16 protein-coding genes are annotated in these 20,824 nt (G+C 38.7%); 4 read left to right on the forward strand and 12 right to left on the reverse strand.

Translation table 11 applies throughout. The features are described from left to right. Positions 1-34: 34 nt before the first annotated feature. Genes OMU_RS17070 through OMU_RS17080 form a run of 3 tightly spaced genes read right to left on the reverse strand, consistent with a single transcriptional unit; the run spans position 35 to position 5,297 of the window. A complete protein-coding gene (locus OMU_RS17070; protein WP_016181119.1) occupies positions 35-1,351 on the reverse strand; it encodes a pilin N-terminal domain-containing protein in 1,317 nt (438 codons plus the stop codon). Beyond that, the gene (locus OMU_RS17075; protein ID WP_016181120.1) at positions 1,351-2,064 is read right to left on the reverse strand and encodes a pilin N-terminal domain-containing protein; all 714 of its coding nucleotides are present in this window, start codon (positions 2,062-2,064) and stop codon (positions 1,351-1,353) included. Before OMU_RS17075 ends, OMU_RS17070 begins: the two co-directional genes overlap by 1 nt. A gap of 2 nt (positions 2,065-2,066) precedes the next feature. Beyond that, positions 2,067-5,297: a SpaA isopeptide-forming pilin-related protein gene (locus OMU_RS17080; protein WP_016181121.1), complete on the reverse strand. Its 3,231-nt coding sequence runs from the start codon at positions 5,295-5,297 to the stop codon at positions 2,067-2,069. 1,789 nt (positions 5,298-7,086) lie between these two features. Here OMU_RS17080 and OMU_RS17085 point away from each other — a divergent pair. Genes OMU_RS17085 through OMU_RS17100 form a run of 4 tightly spaced genes read left to right on the forward strand, consistent with a single transcriptional unit; the run spans position 7,087 to position 9,938 of the window. Further along, positions 7,087-7,674: a TetR/AcrR family transcriptional regulator gene (locus tag OMU_RS17085; RefSeq protein WP_016181122.1), complete on the forward strand. Its 588-nt coding sequence runs from the start codon at positions 7,087-7,089 to the stop codon at positions 7,672-7,674. A gap of 2 nt (positions 7,675-7,676) precedes the next feature. Next, a complete protein-coding gene (locus tag OMU_RS17090) occupies positions 7,677-8,534 on the forward strand; it encodes an ABC transporter ATP-binding protein (RefSeq protein WP_016181123.1) in 858 nt (285 codons plus the stop codon). Next, the gene (locus OMU_RS17095; RefSeq protein WP_016181124.1) at positions 8,531-9,244 is read left to right on the forward strand and encodes a fluoroquinolone export ABC transporter permease subunit; all 714 of its coding nucleotides are present in this window, start codon (positions 8,531-8,533) and stop codon (positions 9,242-9,244) included. Before OMU_RS17090 ends, OMU_RS17095 begins: the two co-directional genes overlap by 4 nt. Further along, complete coding sequence (locus OMU_RS17100) at positions 9,228-9,938, forward strand: hypothetical protein (RefSeq protein ID WP_016181125.1); 711 nt, start codon at positions 9,228-9,230, stop codon at positions 9,936-9,938. The genes OMU_RS17095 and OMU_RS17100 overlap by 17 nt, the downstream gene beginning before the upstream one ends. Before the next feature lie 42 nt (positions 9,939-9,980). Here OMU_RS17100 and metG read toward each other — a convergent pair whose 3' ends face one another. From metG to prmA, 9 genes are all read right to left on the reverse strand, one after another. Continuing rightward, entirely contained in the window at positions 9,981-11,990 is a 2,010-nt protein-coding gene (gene metG / locus OMU_RS17105) for a methionine--tRNA ligase (protein ID WP_016181126.1), read from the reverse strand. A gap of 663 nt (positions 11,991-12,653) precedes the next feature. Continuing rightward, complete coding sequence (locus OMU_RS17110; RefSeq protein WP_016181127.1) at positions 12,654-12,998, reverse strand: DUF2200 domain-containing protein; 345 nt, start codon at positions 12,996-12,998, stop codon at positions 12,654-12,656. 15 nt (positions 12,999-13,013) lie between these two features. Continuing rightward, positions 13,014-13,529, reverse strand: coding sequence for a helix-turn-helix domain-containing protein (locus OMU_RS17115; RefSeq protein ID WP_016181128.1), 516 nt, complete (start codon positions 13,527-13,529; stop codon positions 13,014-13,016). A 102-nt stretch (positions 13,530-13,631) separates the two neighbouring features. Then, positions 13,632-14,801: an NAD(P)-dependent malic enzyme gene (locus tag OMU_RS17120; protein WP_016181129.1), complete on the reverse strand. Its 1,170-nt coding sequence runs from the start codon at positions 14,799-14,801 to the stop codon at positions 13,632-13,634. Beyond that, positions 14,788-16,170: a class II fumarate hydratase gene (gene fumC / locus OMU_RS17125; protein WP_016181130.1), complete on the reverse strand. Its 1,383-nt coding sequence runs from the start codon at positions 16,168-16,170 to the stop codon at positions 14,788-14,790. The genes OMU_RS17120 and fumC overlap by 14 nt, the downstream gene beginning before the upstream one ends. A gap of 131 nt (positions 16,171-16,301) precedes the next feature. Further along, complete coding sequence (dtd, locus tag OMU_RS17130) at positions 16,302-16,748, reverse strand: D-aminoacyl-tRNA deacylase (RefSeq protein WP_016181131.1); 447 nt, start codon at positions 16,746-16,748, stop codon at positions 16,302-16,304. A 10-nt stretch (positions 16,749-16,758) separates the two neighbouring features. Next, a complete protein-coding gene (locus OMU_RS17135) occupies positions 16,759-18,966 on the reverse strand; it encodes a RelA/SpoT family protein (protein WP_016181132.1) in 2,208 nt (735 codons plus the stop codon). A gap of 72 nt (positions 18,967-19,038) precedes the next feature. Next, entirely contained in the window at positions 19,039-19,782 is a 744-nt protein-coding gene (locus tag OMU_RS17140) for a 16S rRNA (uracil(1498)-N(3))-methyltransferase (RefSeq protein ID WP_016181133.1), read from the reverse strand. A gap of 1 nt (position 19,783) precedes the next feature. After that, positions 19,784-20,731 (reverse strand): 50S ribosomal protein L11 methyltransferase, encoded by a 948-nt coding sequence (gene prmA, locus OMU_RS17145; RefSeq protein ID WP_016181134.1) that lies wholly within the window; start codon positions 20,729-20,731, stop codon positions 19,784-19,786. Between the last annotated feature and the right edge of the window lie 93 nt (positions 20,732-20,824).

Consider the following 20,824-nt stretch of genomic DNA (forward strand, 5'->3'; position numbering starts at 1 on the left):
CATCGGCTAAGCTTCCGCCACTAGGTAGTTCTGTCTAAACTGGAGTACCTCCGTCTACAGCTTGCTTCAAAAATTCTTCTTTGCCGTTATTTTTGCGAATCACAACGAACTCTGCTCCAGCCAACGTTTGATTCTCTTTACCACTTTCATGTTTTAAGAATTTGTGTCCGCCAGTTCCAAAGCCTGGAGGAGGATTAAGAACGTTCCGATTATCATCAGTATCCCCATCACGAGTCATCTGAACCACAAAATTATTGTTGATTTCTTGATCTACAGGCGTATATTCTGTCATGCTCACGCCATAGGTTATTTCTAATTTTTTCCCAGCAAATTGCTTCAAATACTCAGCAGTTGTCTTAGATTTTGTATATTCAGTCGCATTACTCACACTTGTTTCAGCATTCAAATTAGCTGTCAAAGTGAAACCGGCATAATTTGAATATGGAGTCACTGTGTTTTTAGAATTCAAGATCATATGAGTATAAAATGTTGTTAATTCAGTATCACTCAACTCAACACCGCCGATGACAATCTTTGAAATTCCTTCAAATTTCACACCTTTTTGGGACACCTGATCGTCAAGTACAAATTTATTGTAGCGTGTTTGCTCTACACCAGCCTCTGTCAAAATTTCACCAATTTGGCTTGGGAAGGTGAATGATGCTTTATAGTTGATCCGTTTTCCTACTTCAAACGTATAGAACGTTTCGCCTGCCGGAACACCCTCTAATGCTTTACCTGCTTCATCAACTAAGATCTTTTCAGGTTTTTCTTTATCATCGATCTTATTTTTTGGATATAAATGAATCGTACTTAGTTCATTTGCACCATCCATTGCAGGTAAAACTAGAATAATTGGATTTGAATAGGTAGTGTAGCCTGCTGGTAGTGTTTCTTCAAAATAGTACACCTTATAAATTCCGCCAGCTGTTCGTTTTTCTAACGTAGGGAAGGTCACATTCCCGTTAGCATCAGTAACATCACTTGCTACATTTGTCGCATTTCCTTTATCCAAAACGAATGTCTGCATCAACGCTTCGGTTTTCGTTTTTGCTACAGCGTCTGTTTCGCTTCCAGTTAGCCCCAGCTTACTATAAAAATCTTCAGTGACATCCCATGCGGTAAAAGTTACACCTGGTAATCCTTGATAATGATCGAACTCATTCATTTCTTTACCTGTGTTAGCTATTGCTGTGTTAGGAAATTCATCCATTTTCTTTTTATGCAATGTTACTGATACGGTTTCCCCAGCAGCCTTTGCATTCTCGCTCAGACCAAACACCCCTGTTAGTAGTGGTACGAGACATATAATTGCTGTTAATAGTCCTGTCCATTTCACTTTATGTTTCATTATTTTTTCCCCCTATATTTTTGAGTCTTTTTCAAACCCATAATTGCTGAAATAAGTAGTACCCCGCCAAGTAATGAGTAGCTTTTTACGAAATCATTCGTTTGCGGCAATGTTTTATGCGAAGTGACTGCTGACGCTTTAGGATTTTCTGTTTGCTTGGCCACTTCACCTGGTGGTACAGTTGTCACCGGATCTTGTTGTTCCGCATATTTTCCATAAACCATCACTTTGAATGTTTCTATATTGGAGTCAATAGCGTACTGTGGAAAGAATAAGACAATTGGTAGAAAACGAAATTTTCCGGTTTCTCCGCTAGCTAAAATAAGATACGCCGCATCCTTATTGTCTTGATAGCGCGGAAGTAGGAACTTTGCTTCTCCTTCGCTATTGACAACTAAAGGTTCTTCTCCCAGTGCTTTTAGATCTTGTGTTCGAATAAAGCTCTGCATTTCCTCCTTGAGAACATTTTTATCCAGCAGATACTCTTTTGCTTCTTTTTCAGACATCGTGGTCGAATGACGCCAGCTAGTTAAGTCATAGATAGTAAAGTTCAAATGATCCGTCCCCTGAACTTTCTCTCCTTCTTTTTGTCTTGTATTTATTATTACTTCAACTTTTTCATTAGATGATGCTGCCGAGACAGATGTAGTCAGTCCGACTGCTCCAGCAAAGATTACCAGAAGAGACAAGAAAAAAAGATGATATTTTCTCATGTTTAGCCCCTCCTTCGATCAACATACCAATAGATCGCACCCAATCCACTACCTATTACTAGGCAAATACTCGACGCTAATATGAAGTAACGATTGCCAAAACTTCCTGTTTTCGGCAATGCACCAAATTGTCTTTTATTTTTCACCTTCACAGTAATAGTATTTTCTGTTGAATTTAGATCAACTGAGCTGGTTAACAACGGATGCGTTTCTATTGAAGCAAGAGCGTTATCAAAAATACTAATAGCAACCTCTTTATCCAAACCGATATAGTTATCAGGTGCAGTCACTTCTTTTAAGAAATAATTACCTGGCTCCAACCCTGTAAAAGTGAAAGTAGAACCTGTAGAAATCGTCTTATTATAAGTCCCCGATGAATTCCTCAATCGGAACGCAGCACCTTCTATTTCTGTTCCTTGATCATTGGTCTTTATAACCGTTAATTTAAATTCCTTCAATTCATTTACGATCGTTTTAATCGTTGAAGTAGCAATGACCCCCGTTCCATCCGTTCTCTCTGCAACTACAACTGTGAAATCGTCACACTTTTTGAAGCCTTCCGGAACAAATGTTTCGCTTACACGATAGATGCCTGCAGGAAGGTTAGTGAATTTAACAACACCCTCATTGTCAGGTGCAACATCTTTTGCAACTTCCAGATTTTTTCGCGTTTCTGTCAAAGTAAATTTTGGCCGTTTCTCATCTGAAACAGTAAATGGTTGTTCATTTTCCATTACTTTCTTAAATGAAAAGTCGGTAGTCAGCAATCGATTCGTGATAGTTATTCCTGCTGAATCTAGATTACTAGATGTAAAACTCTCCTGACTGTAAGTTGGATTGGCGTAACTCGGTACTCTATTCTTATCTCCAATTCTTTCAATAACTCGGTATTCAATCGTGGAATTTCCAGAAACTGCTGGAAACTGGTTCGTCCAAGTATTTTTTTCATTTAAACTAACCTCGTGTAAATCAACCCATTGAGTCCCATCTTTTCTTTGCAAGACGGCCCTTACCTCTTGACGAAGTCCCCAGCGATTATTAGCATCATTTGACCAGACCTTTTTAACTGGAATGACAAAATCTTCATTCACAGCTCGAACAGAAGGTACACCAAAATCTAAAATATCTGTTGTACGGTCAGGTGAAACTTGTAACGTTGTTTTTCCATTAGCTGGGTACCATTTCCCTGAAACAAAGCTGGAATCTTCCGTCTTCAAACGTACTTTATAATTAATTTCAATTTCCTGATTGCCATAAAGATTGATATTCGTCACTTTTACTTTTCTTGAGTTCGAACTGTCGACTATTGCCATCCTGTCAGCATCAATAGCCTTCGTGCCTACTCCATTCTTTAATGAAACATCCTTTACAGTTGGCGTTTCAACCAGCTCTACCATATCGCCCAACGGATCTTCAATCACACCGTGTTCAACAGTCGTAAGCGTCGATTCAAACCAGTCTTGGAAGGAATCGTCAAAATCTTTAAGATCCTTTGCTTGATAGAAATAGTAATCTTTTTCTGAACTACCAGTAGTATTAGACCTTTGAGTGGTCATTTTATAGAGACCTTTTATCAGATCAGCCGGACTATGATATTCTAGAGGCCCACCATAAGTTCCCATAGCGATTGCTTGAATTTCGATACCTGCATCTCTTAGATCGGCCGCCTGTGAATTGGCCATGTCTAAGTGAGAGTTGATTTTTAGAGGCGTTCCACCTCCTGCATTAGTGATAGTGAATGTTCTATCCATAATGGGAGGATTTAAATTACTCAAAACATAAAGAGATGTAGAACCATTTGACTGTAAAGGATCTCCCGCTTCACTGGCGATATAGTTGGTGATTCTTACTTGAGAAGGAAAGATCGCAGGATCACTTTTCCCTGCAGTCGGTTTCCTACTACTATTCGGTGCGCCATCAGTTAAAAGAAAGATGACTTTTCTTCGCCCATCATTTGTTGCAAGTAATTTTTTTTGTGCCTCGATCAAGCCTCCTTGGGTATAAGTCTGATGACTTTGTGTGCTAGCAGATTGGTATTTCGATACCAATTGATCCCAGTCAGCATATCGCGCGGATAAATTAGAAGTGCTGATTATCTCACTCCCAAATACGACACCACCAATTTTCAGATAACCTAAATTATCTGGCACATTACTTTTAAACTGATTGATTACCTTTTTTAGGGATTCAACAGAAACTTCTTTTCGCTGTTTCCCACTAATTAAATAAGTTGATTCAGTGAAAGTCATGGATGCGGAATTATCCAATACAAACATGACATCAACACCTGGCTTGGTTAAAGAGTCACCTCGGACATTTAACCGTACATTAAACTCATCCTCCTTAGCAGTTTCAGTTGCATATTTTCGTAAGGCGATATCCCCTTGCGCCTTTTCACCTACTCCGTAGTAAATATAAGAGTTCTTATAGTTGTCTGTAGACGTGTTCCAGCTTTGTACACCGTCCCAAACATTTGCCGCTGCGTTATCCTTTCCGCCTTGGTGATTGATCACGTTCGTCTGACCGGTTGGCTGCCAAGAGTATTGTGGATATTCCCCATTATCCGTTTTATAACTTGGTGCCTTATTCGTGTACGAACTTCCACGAGCTAAACTACTAGTCGTTATTCCAGATAATGGTGACAGAGTATTTTGTTCTGAGTATAGTGAATAGCTACTTACGGTTGGTGAATCTGCGTCACTAGCTGAACTACTGGCAGACTCTTTTTTCGAATTTTTTGAACTGTCCGTTTTATCCATTTCCAACAACATAGGCTCAGCTAATCCAAGAATATCTGTGTCAGAACCATTTTTATTTTGTTCGTTTTGTTCATTTAGTTCGATGAATAATTTAAGTTTCTTCTCTTTCTTAGGAAGTACGATTTCCAATTCATAGTTTGCTGAAGATGTAAATTCTTTTTCATTCAACCAATCATCTTTTTTTTCCATTCCATCGATTACAGGATACTCGATTACTTGATCGCTCTCTGTTAATATTTTTAGCTTTAAACGACTTTTTTTTTGCTCACTGTCAGCTTCTCGTTTCATCTTGATTCGAAAAACATTTCCTTCTTCTGTTAGCTCCGTTTCATAAGAAACGTTCAGAAAGGTCTCATCAATTAAAACTTTTGTATTTGTTTCTGCAAATGTTCGTGTCCTCACACCCAGCAAACCCGTCAAACTTGAAAAAATGACTCCTAATACAATAAGAAACTGCAGTTTTCTCCTAAGCATATTTTTACCTCCTTTCACCCTAAAGTACCGCTACCAGTGTTATTATCTTATAAGATAAAATAAGTATTTACAAATTTAAAATTAATTTAATTTTTGTTATTTATTAACTTTAAAAAGATGGGAAAACACCTGGTAACACATCTATTCCAATCTGTCTATCGTTATTAGACTCATTTCTTTTAACATCAATTAAAAAATTGAGTATTCATTTTATTAATATTAAGTTAATTTAATGGTTTTTAATGATGCAGTTTTTTTATAATTGTTTAAAAAACGCCAGTATAAAGCGATATATTAGAAAAATAAGAGTATATTAAGTTGTTTCACTCTATTTTTATATCTCGATATTAACCATTTTTCTGTCTATTAAGAATTAATAGTTTATATTTACCGACCAATACTTATATGTAAGGGGTAAAACAAATCCAAATACTTTATTTCATCTAAAACGATAGTTATCGTTATTTTTAATGCTTTGTATCGTTCGATTCCATCGTTACAAAAACCGAAAAAAATGTTTTTTATTAAAGCTAGGAAAACTCATAATAGAAAAAATCTATTATCTATTCATTGCACAATTAAAAGAGGGGATGACAAAAATAATTGCCATCCCCTCTTTTTTGAATATTCGGCATTCTAGAGATTCTTTCAATTTGAAACAAATCTTAAGTTAATCGTGAACAAGCTTTTACTAAACGGTCGTTAATCTTTAAGCTGGTACAAAGGAGTTGTAATTACTCTTTGATAGATTAAAAAAGAATCGGTTCAACGGCTGTATTTTCCTAAAAACAATTAGAACAGCACTGGTTTTGAATCTTTAAAAAGCCAAATTAACTTAGTCATCATCAAACTTCTCTCTTCCTTTTCCTTTCTGCCTTAATTAAATCCCTTTCAATTTTTATCCTATTCAAACGCTTCTTCCACTTTATTTTTATAACTAATGAAAAGTTCTTTTCACTTGGCTTAAAACAACAGCATTTATCTACTATTGTTTTTGAAATTGAATTATTTTAACTTTAAAGCAACCTATCTAGTCAAAATTTTTCCCTAATATTTTTTATTTTCTCAGTAAATTGGGTCGCTAAAAAAGACCCTTCAAGCCACTATTTTCTCAGCACTTGAACGATCCAGTAAATGAACGATAGCCCGCTCAATCAAGAGCGGGCTATCTAACTAATCAATATTTGTTATTCTAAAGTTGAGGGTGTTGACTATTACTAAAAATTAACTATTTCTCGTTTAAACGATGTATTCCCAAATCCTACTAATACATCCTTGTAACCCTTTAGTTACGCCAGTTTGATTAAATTTCATCAAAATGAGTTAAAGTATCGCATAAAAATATTTTTTGTATTTTTTTATTTTAGCATACTTTTAGATAATTGAAGATATTAAATCAGAATATTATTCAATTCTTTTTACTAATTTAATAACTTTATAGGAGTAAAACTTTTCGTTCGCTGTCACTCTTGACACTTGAGAACTTCTATAATGTATTGCCAAAATCCAAAACGCCTTTCAAAGCTAGTCATCTCAAGATGCTCCAGATGGTTGATACATTCTCTAATCTTCATCATCAGTTTTTGACTTGTTTCATTATCACCTTTCTTATATATTTTCAAAATCAGCCATCATCGTTATCAAAAATTCTTTATTCAAAAAAATTCTTATTTATCTCCATGCTGGATGAATCATCTAAAAAAATTATATTGACATTGAGCAAGGATCATTATACGATTTATATGACCGAAAAATGTTTTTGGTCATATAAATGCAATTGGAGGATTCTATGCCAAAATTTAGTAAGCATGAAAAACAACTCATTTCACAAAAATTATTGACTGTCGCAGAAAAACTTTTCTGTGAATATGGATTAAAAAAAGTAACTGTCGCAGAAATCACTAAAGCAGCTGCAATCGCTAAGGGCTCTTTCTATGCTTTTTATCCCAATAAAGAAGAACTCTATTTTCATATATTAGTGAATTGCCAAAAAGACATGTGGCAAAAAATGGATTGCTACTTGAAGCAAAATCATATGTTAAAGCAAAGAGAATTGGTAAAAAAAACAATGATTTATCTGTTCGAATTACTCCCGCAATATCCTTTAATCAAAAAAACAGACAGTGAAACGATGGCTGTATTATTCCGGAAGTTACCATCTAAAGTGATCGAAAATCATTCTAGTGAAGATGCTGAAGCCTTAAATCTTTTTATGGATTACGGTGTTCGATTTACTCAACCTATTGATGTAGTTACAAAGGCATTCCAAGCACTCTATGGAGTGATCATTTTATTAGAAAAAGAGGATGAAGGGCTACGTTGGCAAGTATTGACTGTGATGATGAATGGTTTAATCAATGAATTAGTGGAGGAATAACGATGATTCGTGTAGAAAATCTCTTTTATCATTATCCCAATAGCAAAACGCCTACTTTGAAAGAGATAACTTTTGAAGTAAAAAAGGGGGAAATATTTGGATTTTTAGGTCCTTCCGGCGCTGGGAAAAGTACTCTTCAAAAAATCCTAACGGGAACTCTTTCTGGTTATCAGGGAAATGTGTCTGTAATGAATCATTCTCTTAAACATCTACCTGAAGATTATTATGAAAAGATCGGTGTTGATTTTGAGTTTCCAAATTTTTACGGGAAATTCACGGCTTTAGAGAATTTAACTTATTTTTCTTCTTTATATAAGCAAGATCCTTTAGATCCACAACCTTTTTTGACTCGGATGAACCTGTGGCAGGATAGAAAAAAGACAGTTAATCGTTTTTCAAAAGGGATGAAAACACGCTTAGGTTTTATTCGTTGTTTACTCCATAATCCAGATCTTCTATTTCTAGACGAACCCACGAGTGGTTTAGACCCATCGAATGCCCGAATACTTAAAGACATGGTTAAAGATTTGAAAAAAGACGGAAAAACCATCATTCTAACGACTCATAACATGCATGATGCAGAGGAACTCTGTGATCGTGTCGCCTTTATTGTGGACGGCGAGATACGAGCATTAAATACTCCAACTGCTTTTCGTCGTTCTAATGCTGTTAATTGGGTAACTTATACTTTTCTCAATCAAGATAATAGGGAAAAAGAATGTCATGTGCCACTAGATGACTTGCACTCTGATCAGCATTTCTTACATCTATTGGCAGAAAAGAAAATCACTCGAATTCATTCTCGAGAAAAAAATCTAGAGGATGTTTTCATTTCATTAACAGGAAGGCGATTGCAATGAGACTCCTTTATACGATCAAAAACGACATGCGGTATCAAGCAAAATACGGTTTCTATTTCATTTATACGATACTGACGATTGTGTATATTTTGATTCTTCGACCTATCACCGACCTAACGATTAAAGGTTGGGCTGGAAGTTTGATTGTACTTAGCGATCCTGCCGTATTGGGCTATTTTTTTATCGGCGGCATTTGGCTCTTGGAGAAAGACGAGGATCTGCATAACTACATCAGAATCACACCGCTGAAAACGACGGAATATGTGTTGAGCAAGATTATTTCTTTAGGAGCGGTTTCTACCTTGTCAGCTACGTTTATCGGTGTTATCTCCTTACCTTTGCAGCACCCGTTTTTATTAGCCGCGATCGTTTTTCTTTCCTCATGCTTCTTTACGTTGATTGGATTGATTTTTGCAACCTTCGCTAAAACGGTCAATGGCTATTTACTGACCAGTGTACCACCCGCTCTTTTACTTTTAACACCAGCGATTTTATCGGCTCTTGGAATTGAATTTCCCTTTGCAAAATTAGTCCCTGGGACAGTTGTACTCGAATTAATCAACAACATTTTACTCAATCAAACAGACGGATTTTTCTTTTATATCATTGAGTTATTGCTGTGGATCGGACTGACTTTTTGGCTGGCACTTCATTTTGTTCGCCGAGAAACAGGATACGGCAGGAGGACGAAATATGCGGCAGACACTTAAAGTTTTCTCGATTGGTATGCATGTTGTCATGCGGGACGCTATCATGCTATTTTTAATCCCTGCACCATTCTTAGTTGGAATCACTTTTTACTATTTGCTTCCATGGTTGAATCAGCTTCTTTTAGAACGTTTCAGCTTTTCATTTGAAGAATGGTATCCCCTCGCAGATGGATTGATGATTATTTTGACACCGACCTTATTAACCATGTCCAGTGCCTTTTTGCTTTTGGAGGAATGTGATGAAGGACTTGGCAGTTATTATCAGATTACACCGGCCAAACAATTTCACTATCTTATGGCTAGAATCGGACTTCCAGCACTCTGGGGATTTCTATGTGCGCTTGGGATTGCTAGTTGGTTTGGTCTTTCTCAGCTTTCGTTCTCCGTTATCATTGCCTGTTCATTTCTCGCTGACTTATTCGGCAGTAGCGTTGCAATCATGATCGTAGCTCTAGCATCAAATCGAGTAGAAGGTTTAGCGATCTCGAAGCTGACTGGGATTACTATGCTGGGAATGTTTATCGCTGGTTTTGTCTCTGATTCTTGGCGTTGGTTAGCAGGAATTCTTCCGAGCTTCTGGTTAGGAGAATTAATTTTAGAAAAAGCGCTCTGGTTTAATCTATTGCTTGGAACGGCAAGTAGCTTAATCTGGATTATTCTTTTCACTAGAAGATTTATCAAAAAAATCAGGTAAACAAAAAGTCGAAATCCATATGATTGGATTTCGACTTTTCATTTATCCTACGATTGCGCCATTAGGCATATCAGCTGGTGCTTCGACGACCTTCAATGTACCGTCTGGTGCTTCCGCTGAAAGAATCATTCCTTGACTGATCTCGCCGCGCATTTTGCGTGGTTTCAAGTTTGCAACAATAATCAGCTTTTTACCAACTAAGCTTTCTGGATCTGCATAAAATTCTGCAATTCCAGACAAGATTTGACGATCTTGCTTGTCCCCCGCATCTAAACGGAATTGCAATAATTTGTCGGCCCCTTCGACTTTTTTACATTCCATGACTTCTGCGACTTTTAATTCGACTTTATCAAAAACATCAAATTTGATTTCCTTATCCTTGACTGAAACAAGTTCGGTTTCTTCTGGATTCCATTTGATCTTTTCTTCTTCTGGCTGACTACCTTCTGACATTTTTTCTTTAATATAAGCAACTTCTTCATCCATATCCAAACGCGGGAAGATTGGTTTGCCTTTTGGTGTCACCTTCGTATTTTCTGGAAATTCTCCAAAATGAATTGTCGCTAAATTCATCATGTCAGCATTTAGACCTAATTGTTCAAAAATACGTTTAGGTGTTTGCGTCATGATTGGCTGTAAAAGAATCGCTACGATCCTCAAGCTTTCAGCTAAATGAACCATCACGCTTTCTAATTCCGCTTTGCGTTCTTCATCCTTCGCTAAAACCCAAGGCTCTGTTTCGTCAATGTATTTGTTTGCACGAGAAACCAATGTCCAAACTTCTGCCAACGCGTTGTTGAATTCCATTTTATCCATTGCTTCACGGTAACGACTCACGACATTCGCAGCCGTTGTAGATAGTTCACTATCAAAATCCGTCACTAACGATTTATAAGCTGGAACAACGCCGTCACAATATTTGTTGATCATAGCCACTGTACGATTCAATAAGTTTCCTAAGTCATTCGCTAAATCGTAATTCACCCGAGAAACAAAATCTTCCGGTGTAAATACGCCATCTGAACCAAATGGGATTGCTCTTAATAAATAGTAACGTACAGCATCTAAACCATAACGTTCGACTAACATTTCAGGATAAACAACGTTTCCTTTTGATTTAGACATTTTTCCGTCTTTCATCATTAACCAGCCGTGACCGTAAATTTTCTTTGGTAATGGCAAGTCCAAGGCCATCAGCATGATTGGCCAATAAATCGTGTGGAAACGTACAATTTCTTTACCTACCATTTGAACATCTGCTGGCCAGTATTTTTGGAACAGACTGTCATCATCAGAACCATAACCTAAAGCAGTAATATAGTTTGATAACGCATCAATCCAAACATAAACCACGTGTTCAGGATTCGCATTCACTGGAATCCCCCATTTAAAGGTTGTTCGTGAAACCGCTAGATCTTCCAAACCTGGTTTAATGAAATTATTGATCATTTCGTTTTTACGTGATTCCGGTTGGATAAATTCAGGGTGCTCTTCATAATATTCCACTAAACGATCCGCATACTTGCTCATACGGAAGAAGTAAGATTCTTCACGCACCAATTCGACCTCATGACCACTTGGCGCTTTCCCGCCGATCACGTTGCCTTCTTCATCGCGATATACTTCATCCAATTGTGTCTCAGTAAAATATTCTTCATCAGAAACAGAATACCAGCCTTCGTATTCGCCTAGATAAATATCTCCTTGTTCCAACAATTGGTCAAAGATTTTTTTAACCGCTGCTTGATGATAATCATCTGTTGTCCGAATAAATTTGTCGTAGCTGATATCCAACGTCTTCCATAACTTTTTGATATCTGTTGCCATCTTATCTACATACTCTTGTGGGTTTACACCAAGTTCTTCGGCTTTCTTTTCAATTTTTTGTCCGTGTTCATCGACCCCAGTCAAATAAAACACGTCAAAGCCCATCATGCGTTTGTAGCGAGCAATCGCATCACAGGCAATCGTTGTATAAGAATTCCCAATGTGCAGCTTGCCACTTGGATAATAAATTGGCGTGGTAATATAAAATGTATCTTTCTCTGCCATGAGGCTCCTCCTTTAAAAATAGATTCCTACGTAGTATACCACAAAACCATATATGGTTTGAAAATTCCATCCATTAAATGGCGCTTTTTTTCCATTTATACCCATAAAAAAGAAAGCTTGCTTAGCGGTCCTTTATATAAAAATTCTAGAATTAAAAATTGATTCATTGAATTTCAAGTAATTTTTAATGAGAAAACTTGAGTCAACATGACGGAACCTATAAAGAAAATACTACCTAATAGCGGTTTGATACTATCTTGTTTTATCTAGTATTCGTTAGGTGCGGTAAAAATGCGATAAGGCTTTTTTGATAGTAAATGTAACCCTGTTTTCCCTCTTTGCGCTTCCCGTCAATTGATACTCCATAACTATTCTCAGGGAAATTGATAGTCTGAACACCCTTTTCAATATGGATCGTTCACAGAAAACGCCCCTTAGCACTTGCAGAAAAACGCTTGTTCCATTTGCTAATTATTATAAGAAATATAGAACATCGAGATTCCAAGTAACACAAAAATGATCCTTCTCAGTCTATTGATCACTCGCCACTTTCGATCCATTACAAATCCTGATTTCTTATTTAACTGCACGTAGTTTAACACGACAGCATTCAATAAAAATGTTATAAAAAAACAGCGAATCCAAGAAGACTCGCTGCGACAATTATTTCCGTAAGATTTTTTCCATCTTCTTACCTTTAGCTAATTCATCCACTAATTTGTCCATATAACGGATTTTCTGCATCAAAGGATCTTCAATATCCTCCACTCGATAGCCGCAGATTACACCTTTGATCAAAGAAACATTTTCATTCAATTCTGGAGCTTCAGCAAAAAAAGTTTCCATATCATTGCCAGAATCAATTTGCTTTTGCAAACCTTCTTCGTCATATCCAGTCAACCAATAAATAACTTGATCTAATTCTTCCTTACTTCGACCCTTTTTTTCGATCTTTTTAAGGTACAGCAGATAGATCGAACCAAAGCTCATTTTAAATATTTTACTCATTTGCGAACCTCTTCTCTAAATAAAATGCAAAGCGATCGTAAATAAACACGTGAGTATAATCGTAACTATTCCGAGAATCTTCATTTGTTTTAGTTCTTTTTTGAATTTCTCTTCATTGCCTTTTAACTGAGCAATTTTCCCTTTAAATACGCATAACGTAAAAAAGTTTGTTAATGAAGCCGCACTGATAAAAGACACGGCTCCAGTATTACTCATTTCTGGAAGTGAATACATCATGACAATCAAAAGAATCGCGGTTAAGACAGGTCCTATAAAGTATACCCATGACAAATTTACAATTTCTTCTCTTCGTTTAATTTCATTCACTACAGTTGAATCTTCTAATAATAAGTCATCTAACGAAACATGAAATACTTTTGCCAGACGCAAGACACTTTCAATATCGGGCACGGTCCTTCCGGTTTCCCAATTTGAAATGGTTCGTTTCGATACAAAAATTTTATCTGCTAATTCTTCCTGTGTCCATTTTACAGTTTGTCGTTCCAATTTGATTCGTTGACTGATTTCCATCTGTTCACCTTCAATAGTTGAATTTACTACTTTCAAACTATCTGATTTGCGAAAAACTGTCGAGAGAAAGTTCTTTCCACCCTTGATATGATAACATTTGCGTTAACGCGTTACACCATCTTTCCTAGCTGCCTCGGCGACCTTCATGGTAATCAAATCCACTAAATTTTCATCAAAAGCAGAGGGAATGATGTAGTCAGAGTTCAGTTCGCTATAAGGAATCGAGTCTGCTATTGCATGTGCACAGGCCAATTTCATCCGCGAGGTAATTTTTGTCGCTTCAGCAGTGAATGCTCCTCGGAACAATCCTGGAAAAGCTAAAACATTATTAATTTGATTTGGAAAATCTGAACGACCCGTTCCCACTACTGAGGCGCCACCAGCGATCGCTTCGGCATAAGTAATCTCTGGTTCTGGATTGGCCATCGGAAAGACAATGTTTCCGTCATTCATAGACGCAACCATTTCTTTAGTAACTAGATTAGGCGCAGAAACACCGATGAAGACATCTGCCCCTACAAAAGCTTCCGCCATCGTACCAGAAAAATCTTTTGGCGCGATCAATTCTAGTATCTCTTTTTCTACAAATGTCGCATTCGCCATCTGTTCATTCAAAGCGCCATCTTTATTAAACGCTAGGATGTTTTTCACTCCCAGATCAATTAACATGTGGATAATTGCACTGCCGGCCGCGCCTGTTCCCGAGATCACGACCTTCAAATCTTTCGCTTCCTTCTTAACCAGCTTCAATGCATTAATTAAGGCTGCCGTCACAACAACAGCAGTTCCATGCTGATCATCGTGAAAAACTGGGATGTCCAATGCTTCGATCAAGGCGCGTTCAATCTCTACACAACGTGGGGCACTAATATCTTCCAAATTGATTCCGCCAAAAGTAGGCGCGATCGCTTTAACAATTTGGATAATTTCCTGCGGATCCTTTGTGTTTAAACAAATCGGTACAGCATCGATGTCTGCAAACTCTTTGAATAGCAGTGCTTTTCCTTCCATCACCGGCAAGGCAGCCTCTGGTCCGATATCCCCCAAGCCTAAAACAGCTGTGCCGTCCGTAACAACCGCGACACTATTACTTTTCCAAGTATAGTCATACGCTTTATTTTTATCTTCGGCAATTTTCCGACAAGGCTCCGCTACCCCTGGCGTATAGGCTAAAGATAAATCATCTTTGTTGTGGACTTTGGCTTTGCTAGTAACTTCAATCTTTCCATGCCATTTTTCATGTGCGGTTAAGGCTTCATCATAAATAGTCATCAACATTCTCTCCAATCATTTTTTCCGGACGAACCCAGTTCTCATATTCTTCCTCTGTCACATAACCTAACGATAAAGCAGAATCCTTCAAAGTCGTTCCCTCGTTGAAAGCTTTCTTAGCAATTTCAGCACCTTTATCGTAGCCAATATGCGTATTCAAAGCCGTCACCAGCATTAGAGACTGTTCCAAAAGGTCTGCCATCCGATCCTCGTTTACAACCAATCCCTTTAAGCATTTATCACTAAAGGAATGCAGCGCATCTGTCAGCAATCGAATACTTTGCAGCAGGTCAAAAGCAATCAATGGTAAATAAACATTCAACTCAAAATTTCCCTGTGAGGCCGCAATCCCAATTGCCGTATCATTCCCCATTACTTGTACTGCGACCATCGCTAACGCCTCGCACTGTGTCGGATTAACCTTACCCGGCATGATCGAGCTCCCAGGTTCGTTAGCTGGCAGGGTAATCTCCCCTAACCCACTACGAGGCCCACTTGCTAACCATCGGATATCATTTGCCATTTTCATACAATTCGCTGCCAATGCCTTTAACGCGCCGCTAACATAAACAACCGCATCGCGATTGGCTAATGCGTGAAACTTGTTAGTTTCTCCGCTAAATTGAATCCCAGTCTCTTCGTTCAACGCTTCAATAAATGCTCGCTCATAAGCTTTCGATGCATTCAGACCGGTCCCAACAGCTGTACCGCCAATTGCTAACTGTCGCAATTCTGTTAAACTATTGGCCAACATCGTTGCATTATGCTCTAGGGATGAACGCCAACCGCTGACTTCCTGTGCAAAGGTCACTGGAGTCGCATCTTGTAAATGCGTCCGTCCAATTTTAATCACATGCTGATTCTTTTCTTCTAATTCTTTTAATACACTGACCATCTCATGGATTGCCGGTAGTAAAGTTCTCTCAATAGCAAATGTTCCAGCAATGTGTAGCGCAGTTGGAAAAACGTCATTTGAGCTTTGAGACATATTCACATCATCGTTCGGATGAACAGTCAAATCCTTTTGACTTGCCAAATGAGCAATGACTTCATTTGCATTCATATTACTCTGTGTGCCGCTGCCTGTCTGCCAAACCACCAATGGAAATTCATCCCAGTTTTCACCTTTTAACAGCAGATCAGCGGCATACTGAATCGCCAATGCCTTTTCCGCAGCTAGTTTTCCCGTCCTCTGATTGGCCACAGCTGCCATTTTTTTTACCAATACAAGAGCACGCAATAATTCCGGTGGCATTTTTTCACCGCCAATCTTAAAATTTTGGCGACTTCGTTCGGTTTGCGCCCCCCACCAAGCCTCTTTTGGCACTTCAATTGGGCCCATTGAATCATATTCCGTTCGTGTTTTCATACATTCGACTCCTTGTTTATATTAGGAGGAACTGAAATACTTATTCTCCTATTTTGTACAATTATCTCTTATTTATACTGAAATGGATACAAAAAAAGTACAAAAGCGATCAAACTTTTGTACTTCGTTCGTTATTTATCTCTTGTGTCAAAAAGAATCGTGACAGGCCCATCATTGATTAATGCTACATCCATATCGCCACCGAATTCTCCGGTTTCAACGACTAACCCTGCTTTGCGTAGGCCTTCGTTGAAATATTCATATAAGGGAATCGCTGTTTCAGGGCGAGCTGCCTTTACGTAACTTGGTCGATTCCCTTTTTTCGTATCCGCATATAGTGTGAATTGTGAAACACTTAGAACGCTGCCGCCAACATCCTGCAATGACTGATTCATTTTTCCTCCTGCATCTTCAAAGACACGTAATAAAGGGATTTTGCGAATCAAATAATCCGCATCTTCCTGAGTATCCTCTTCATGAATGCCTAGAAGAATCATGAAGCCGCGACCGATCTTGCCGACAACTTGTTCATCAATTGTTACACTTGCCTCACTCACACGTTGAATAACTGCTCGCATAAGAAACCTCCTACCCTTTCGTCCGTTTCACACTGTAGACATCTGGAATGGTCTTGACCTTATCAACGATTGAATATAAATGATTCAAGTTTTGAATCTTAAAGGTCAAGTTGATGACAGCCAATCGATCTTTGGTTGGTTTTGCTTCGACGCTAACCAATTTTTTAGTCATACCGCTAACGATATTCAAAACATCGTTTAGCAAACCATCACGATTGAAGCCATAAATTTCCAAATCAGCATTATATTCTTGGACTGAATTTGTCGTATCTTCCCATTCCACTTCGATCAACCGCTGCTGAATATCTTTTTGCTTCGTAATATTCGGACAGTCGGATCGGTGAATCGAGATCCCGCGACCTTTAGTGATATAACCGACGATATTATCCCCTGGAACAGGATTACAACAATGACTGATCCGAATCAATAAATTGTCGATTCCTTGAATGACAATACCGCCTTCATGCCGTACCTTGATTTTTTCAGGCTCTTTGGGATTATTGACCATCTCATCAACAGCATCACGCTGTTTTTGCTTCATTTGTTCCCGACGTTCTTTTTCGGTTAGACGATTAGCAAAGGTCAAGGCGCTCATTTCACCAAAGCCAATCGCTGCATATAAATCTTCTTCACTGTGGAAATTGAACTTGTCCAGCACATCCGAAAGCTTGTCCTTCGTCAGCATCTCCTTCGGTACAAAGCCTAGATCATTGATGCATTTAACAACTGCATCATGACCTTTGGTAACATTTTCTTCCCGATCTTGAGTTTTAAAGAACCGTTTGATTTTATTTTTTGCTTTACTGGTTTTAACCAAATTTAACCAATCACGACTTGGACCAAAGGAGTTAGCCGAGGTCATAATTTCAATGATATCGCCATTTTTCAATTTATAATCCAACTGCACCATTTTGCCGTTAACCTTGGCTCCAGTTGTTTTATTACCAACATCGGTGTGGATACTGTAAGCAAAATCCAATGGTCCCGAACCTTTAGGCAACTCCGTCACATCACCCTTAGGCGTAAATACGTAGACCTTATCACTGAAGATATCGCCCTTGACGCTTTCCATAAATTCAGACGCATCGTAGCTTTCATCCTGCAGCTCGATGATCTCACGGAACCAATCCAACTGCTTGTTATCTTGTGTTGTTTCCTGCTTATCAGTCTTGCCTTCTTTGTAGGCCCAGTGAGCTGCAACCCCGAACTCAGCGATTTGATGCATTTCATGAGTACGAATTTGAACTTCTACTGGATTGCCGCTCGGTCCGATGATTGTTGTATGAAGCGACTGATACATATTGGCCTTTGGCATCGCGATATAATCTTTAAAACGTCCCGGCATTGGTTTCCATTTCGTATGAATCGCACCAAGCACAGCATAGCAATCCTTGATCGAATCCACGATTACACGAATTGCTAACAAATCATAGATTTCATCGAATTGTTTTTTCTGATCTCGCATTTTGCGATAAATTGAGTAGATATGTTTGGGACGACCATAGATATCGCCTTCGATCCCTAATTCTTTCGTTGCTTCTTTGATTTCTTCGACAGCTTCGGCAACAAAACCTTCTCGTTCATCACGTTTACTGCGCATCAAATGAACAATCCGGTAATACTGCTTTGGATTCAAATAGCGTAATGCGGTGTCTTCTAATTCCCATTTAATCCGGCTCATCCCTAAACGATCAGCTAGTGGGGCATAGATTTCCAGCGTTTCGCGGGCAATTCGACGTTGCTTGTCATCACGTAGATATTTCAGAGTCCGCATATTATGCAAACGATCGGCTAACTTGACCATGATGACGCGCAAATCCTGCGCCATCGCCAACAGCATTTTCCGGTGATTTTCTGCTAATTGTTCTTCGTGAGACTTGTATTTGATTTTCCCTAATTTGGTGACGCCATCAACTAACGAAGCAACATCTTCACCAAATTCAACCTTCAAATCCTCTAATGTTACAGGCGTATCTTCTACAACATCATGTAAAAAACCTGTCGCAACCGTGTGAGGGTCCATATGTAAGTCCGCTAAAATCCCTGCAACTTGGATCGGATGAATAATGTAAGGCTCTCCTGATTTGCGAATCTGAGGCTTATGGGCTTCATATGCAAAGTCGTAGGCCTTTTGTACAAACGCCACGTGCTCTTTTCCCATGTACGTACTAACCATCCTGATGACGTCAGGACCGGTCAATTCAACTTCTTTTGCCATGTGACGTTCCCCCTTGTTTTCTGAAAATGATTGTTCTTATTATACAAACTCTCGTAAGCTTTTTCAATCAAATCAGTGTTGTAGTTCATAATAGAAACTTGCCGCGCTCAAAAGATAGAAGGGCGCTGTTTCTGTTCGTAAAATTCGTGGTCCTAAACCGCAAAGCTTTCCGCCAGCTTCCTGAAAATTTTCGATCTCTTTTGGAGTCAATCCACCCTCTGGACCAAACACGACTAATAATTTTTGTCCAGAAGTTAATTGTTGAAATGTTTGAACTAGCTGGGCTTGCTCTCCTTGCTTGGCCGATTCCTCGTAAGCGATCAAAACAGCGTCATAATCAGCAAAACCAGCGATCAATTCCTTTTCTGAAGCAAATTTCACCACTGGTAAGGCTTGACGATGGGATTGTTCCGCTGCTTCTTGCGCGATTTTATTCAACCGCTGCTGTTTTTTTTGCTGCTTCTTCGCATCCCACTTAGCTACCGAACTCTCACCAGGAAAGGCAATAAAATCATGGGCTCCGAGTTCTGTCCCTTTTTGGACGATCAGCTCCAGTTTTTCCCCTTTCGGAAAACCGCTGGCGATCGTGATATCGATCGGTAATTCTCGTTGTAGTCGCTCTTTTTCAACCTCTTTCAACGTCACCTTATCATTATCGATGGCGATGATTTTCGCTTTAATCGCAGTTTGATCATTGAATACGAGAAATACTTCCGCGTCGACCGTCATGCGCATCACACGCGACATATGATGATGCGGCTCCCCGCTGATTTCTACAGTTGGTTCATATGCCTGATCTAAAAAATAGCGTTGCATTCTAGTCTTCCTCTGGTTTCTTCAAAATAATCGCGAACCAATCTTTTTGTTGGAAGATTCGATCAACTTCAAAACCTTGCGTATACATTTCTTCCAACACCATATCTTTTTTATCTTCAATGATGCCGGAAACGATAAATGTCCCATCTGGTTTTAATAAACGCCAAGCATCTTCAATCATCAAAACAATGATGTCTGCTAAAATATTCGCCACGATCACATCTGCTTCTTGCTCCACGCCAACTAATAAATCATTGGCAGAAACGTGAATATTTTCAGTATTCGCATTTAGATCAACATTCTCTTGCGCCGAACGAACAGCGACTTCGTCTAAATCATAGGCATAGATATCTTTTGCCCCATAAAGCGAACTAGCAATACTTAATACGCCAGAACCTGTGCCGACATCCAAGACTGTCTCACCACCGCGCAAAACAGTTTCTAATGCTTGCAAAGTCAGATTCGTTGTCGGATGTGTCCCTGTTCCGAAAGCCATTCCAGGATCTAATGTAATGATTTTTTCATCTTCATGTTGGGCTTCGTATTTTTCCCAGCTAGGTACGATTGTTAAATAGCGGGTCACCCGAACAGGATGATAGTACTTTTTCCAAGCCGTCGCCCAATCGCTTTCTTCTACTTCACTAACTTCCACAATATTTTTACCGATGTTCAATCCAAACTCGGGTAATTTTTCGATCTTCGTTTTAATGAAGGGCAAAATTTCGGGCAAGAAAATCGTTTCTGGAAAATAGGCCATCACAACGGCACCCTCTGTTAGACTAGAAAATGTTTCCTTATCTAAAAGTTCTCCGTATTGATCTTCTTGGTAATTCTCAAAGTCCAACGCATCTTCAATCGCGACACCCGATGCGCCTGCCTCCATTAAAATATTCGAAACAGCCTCGACCGCTTCGCTTTCTGTTGTTACCTTGACTTCATTCCACTTCATCTTTTTACCTCCTTATTCATAGTAAATGGGCTAATTTCATGCCGTATGTCATTCCTCTATACTTCATTATATTTTGACTGATTGATTAAGAAA

It is taken from the genome of Enterococcus avium ATCC 14025, assembly GCF_000406965.1.
GTDB lineage: Bacteria > Bacillota > Bacilli > Lactobacillales > Enterococcaceae > Enterococcus_A > Enterococcus_A avium.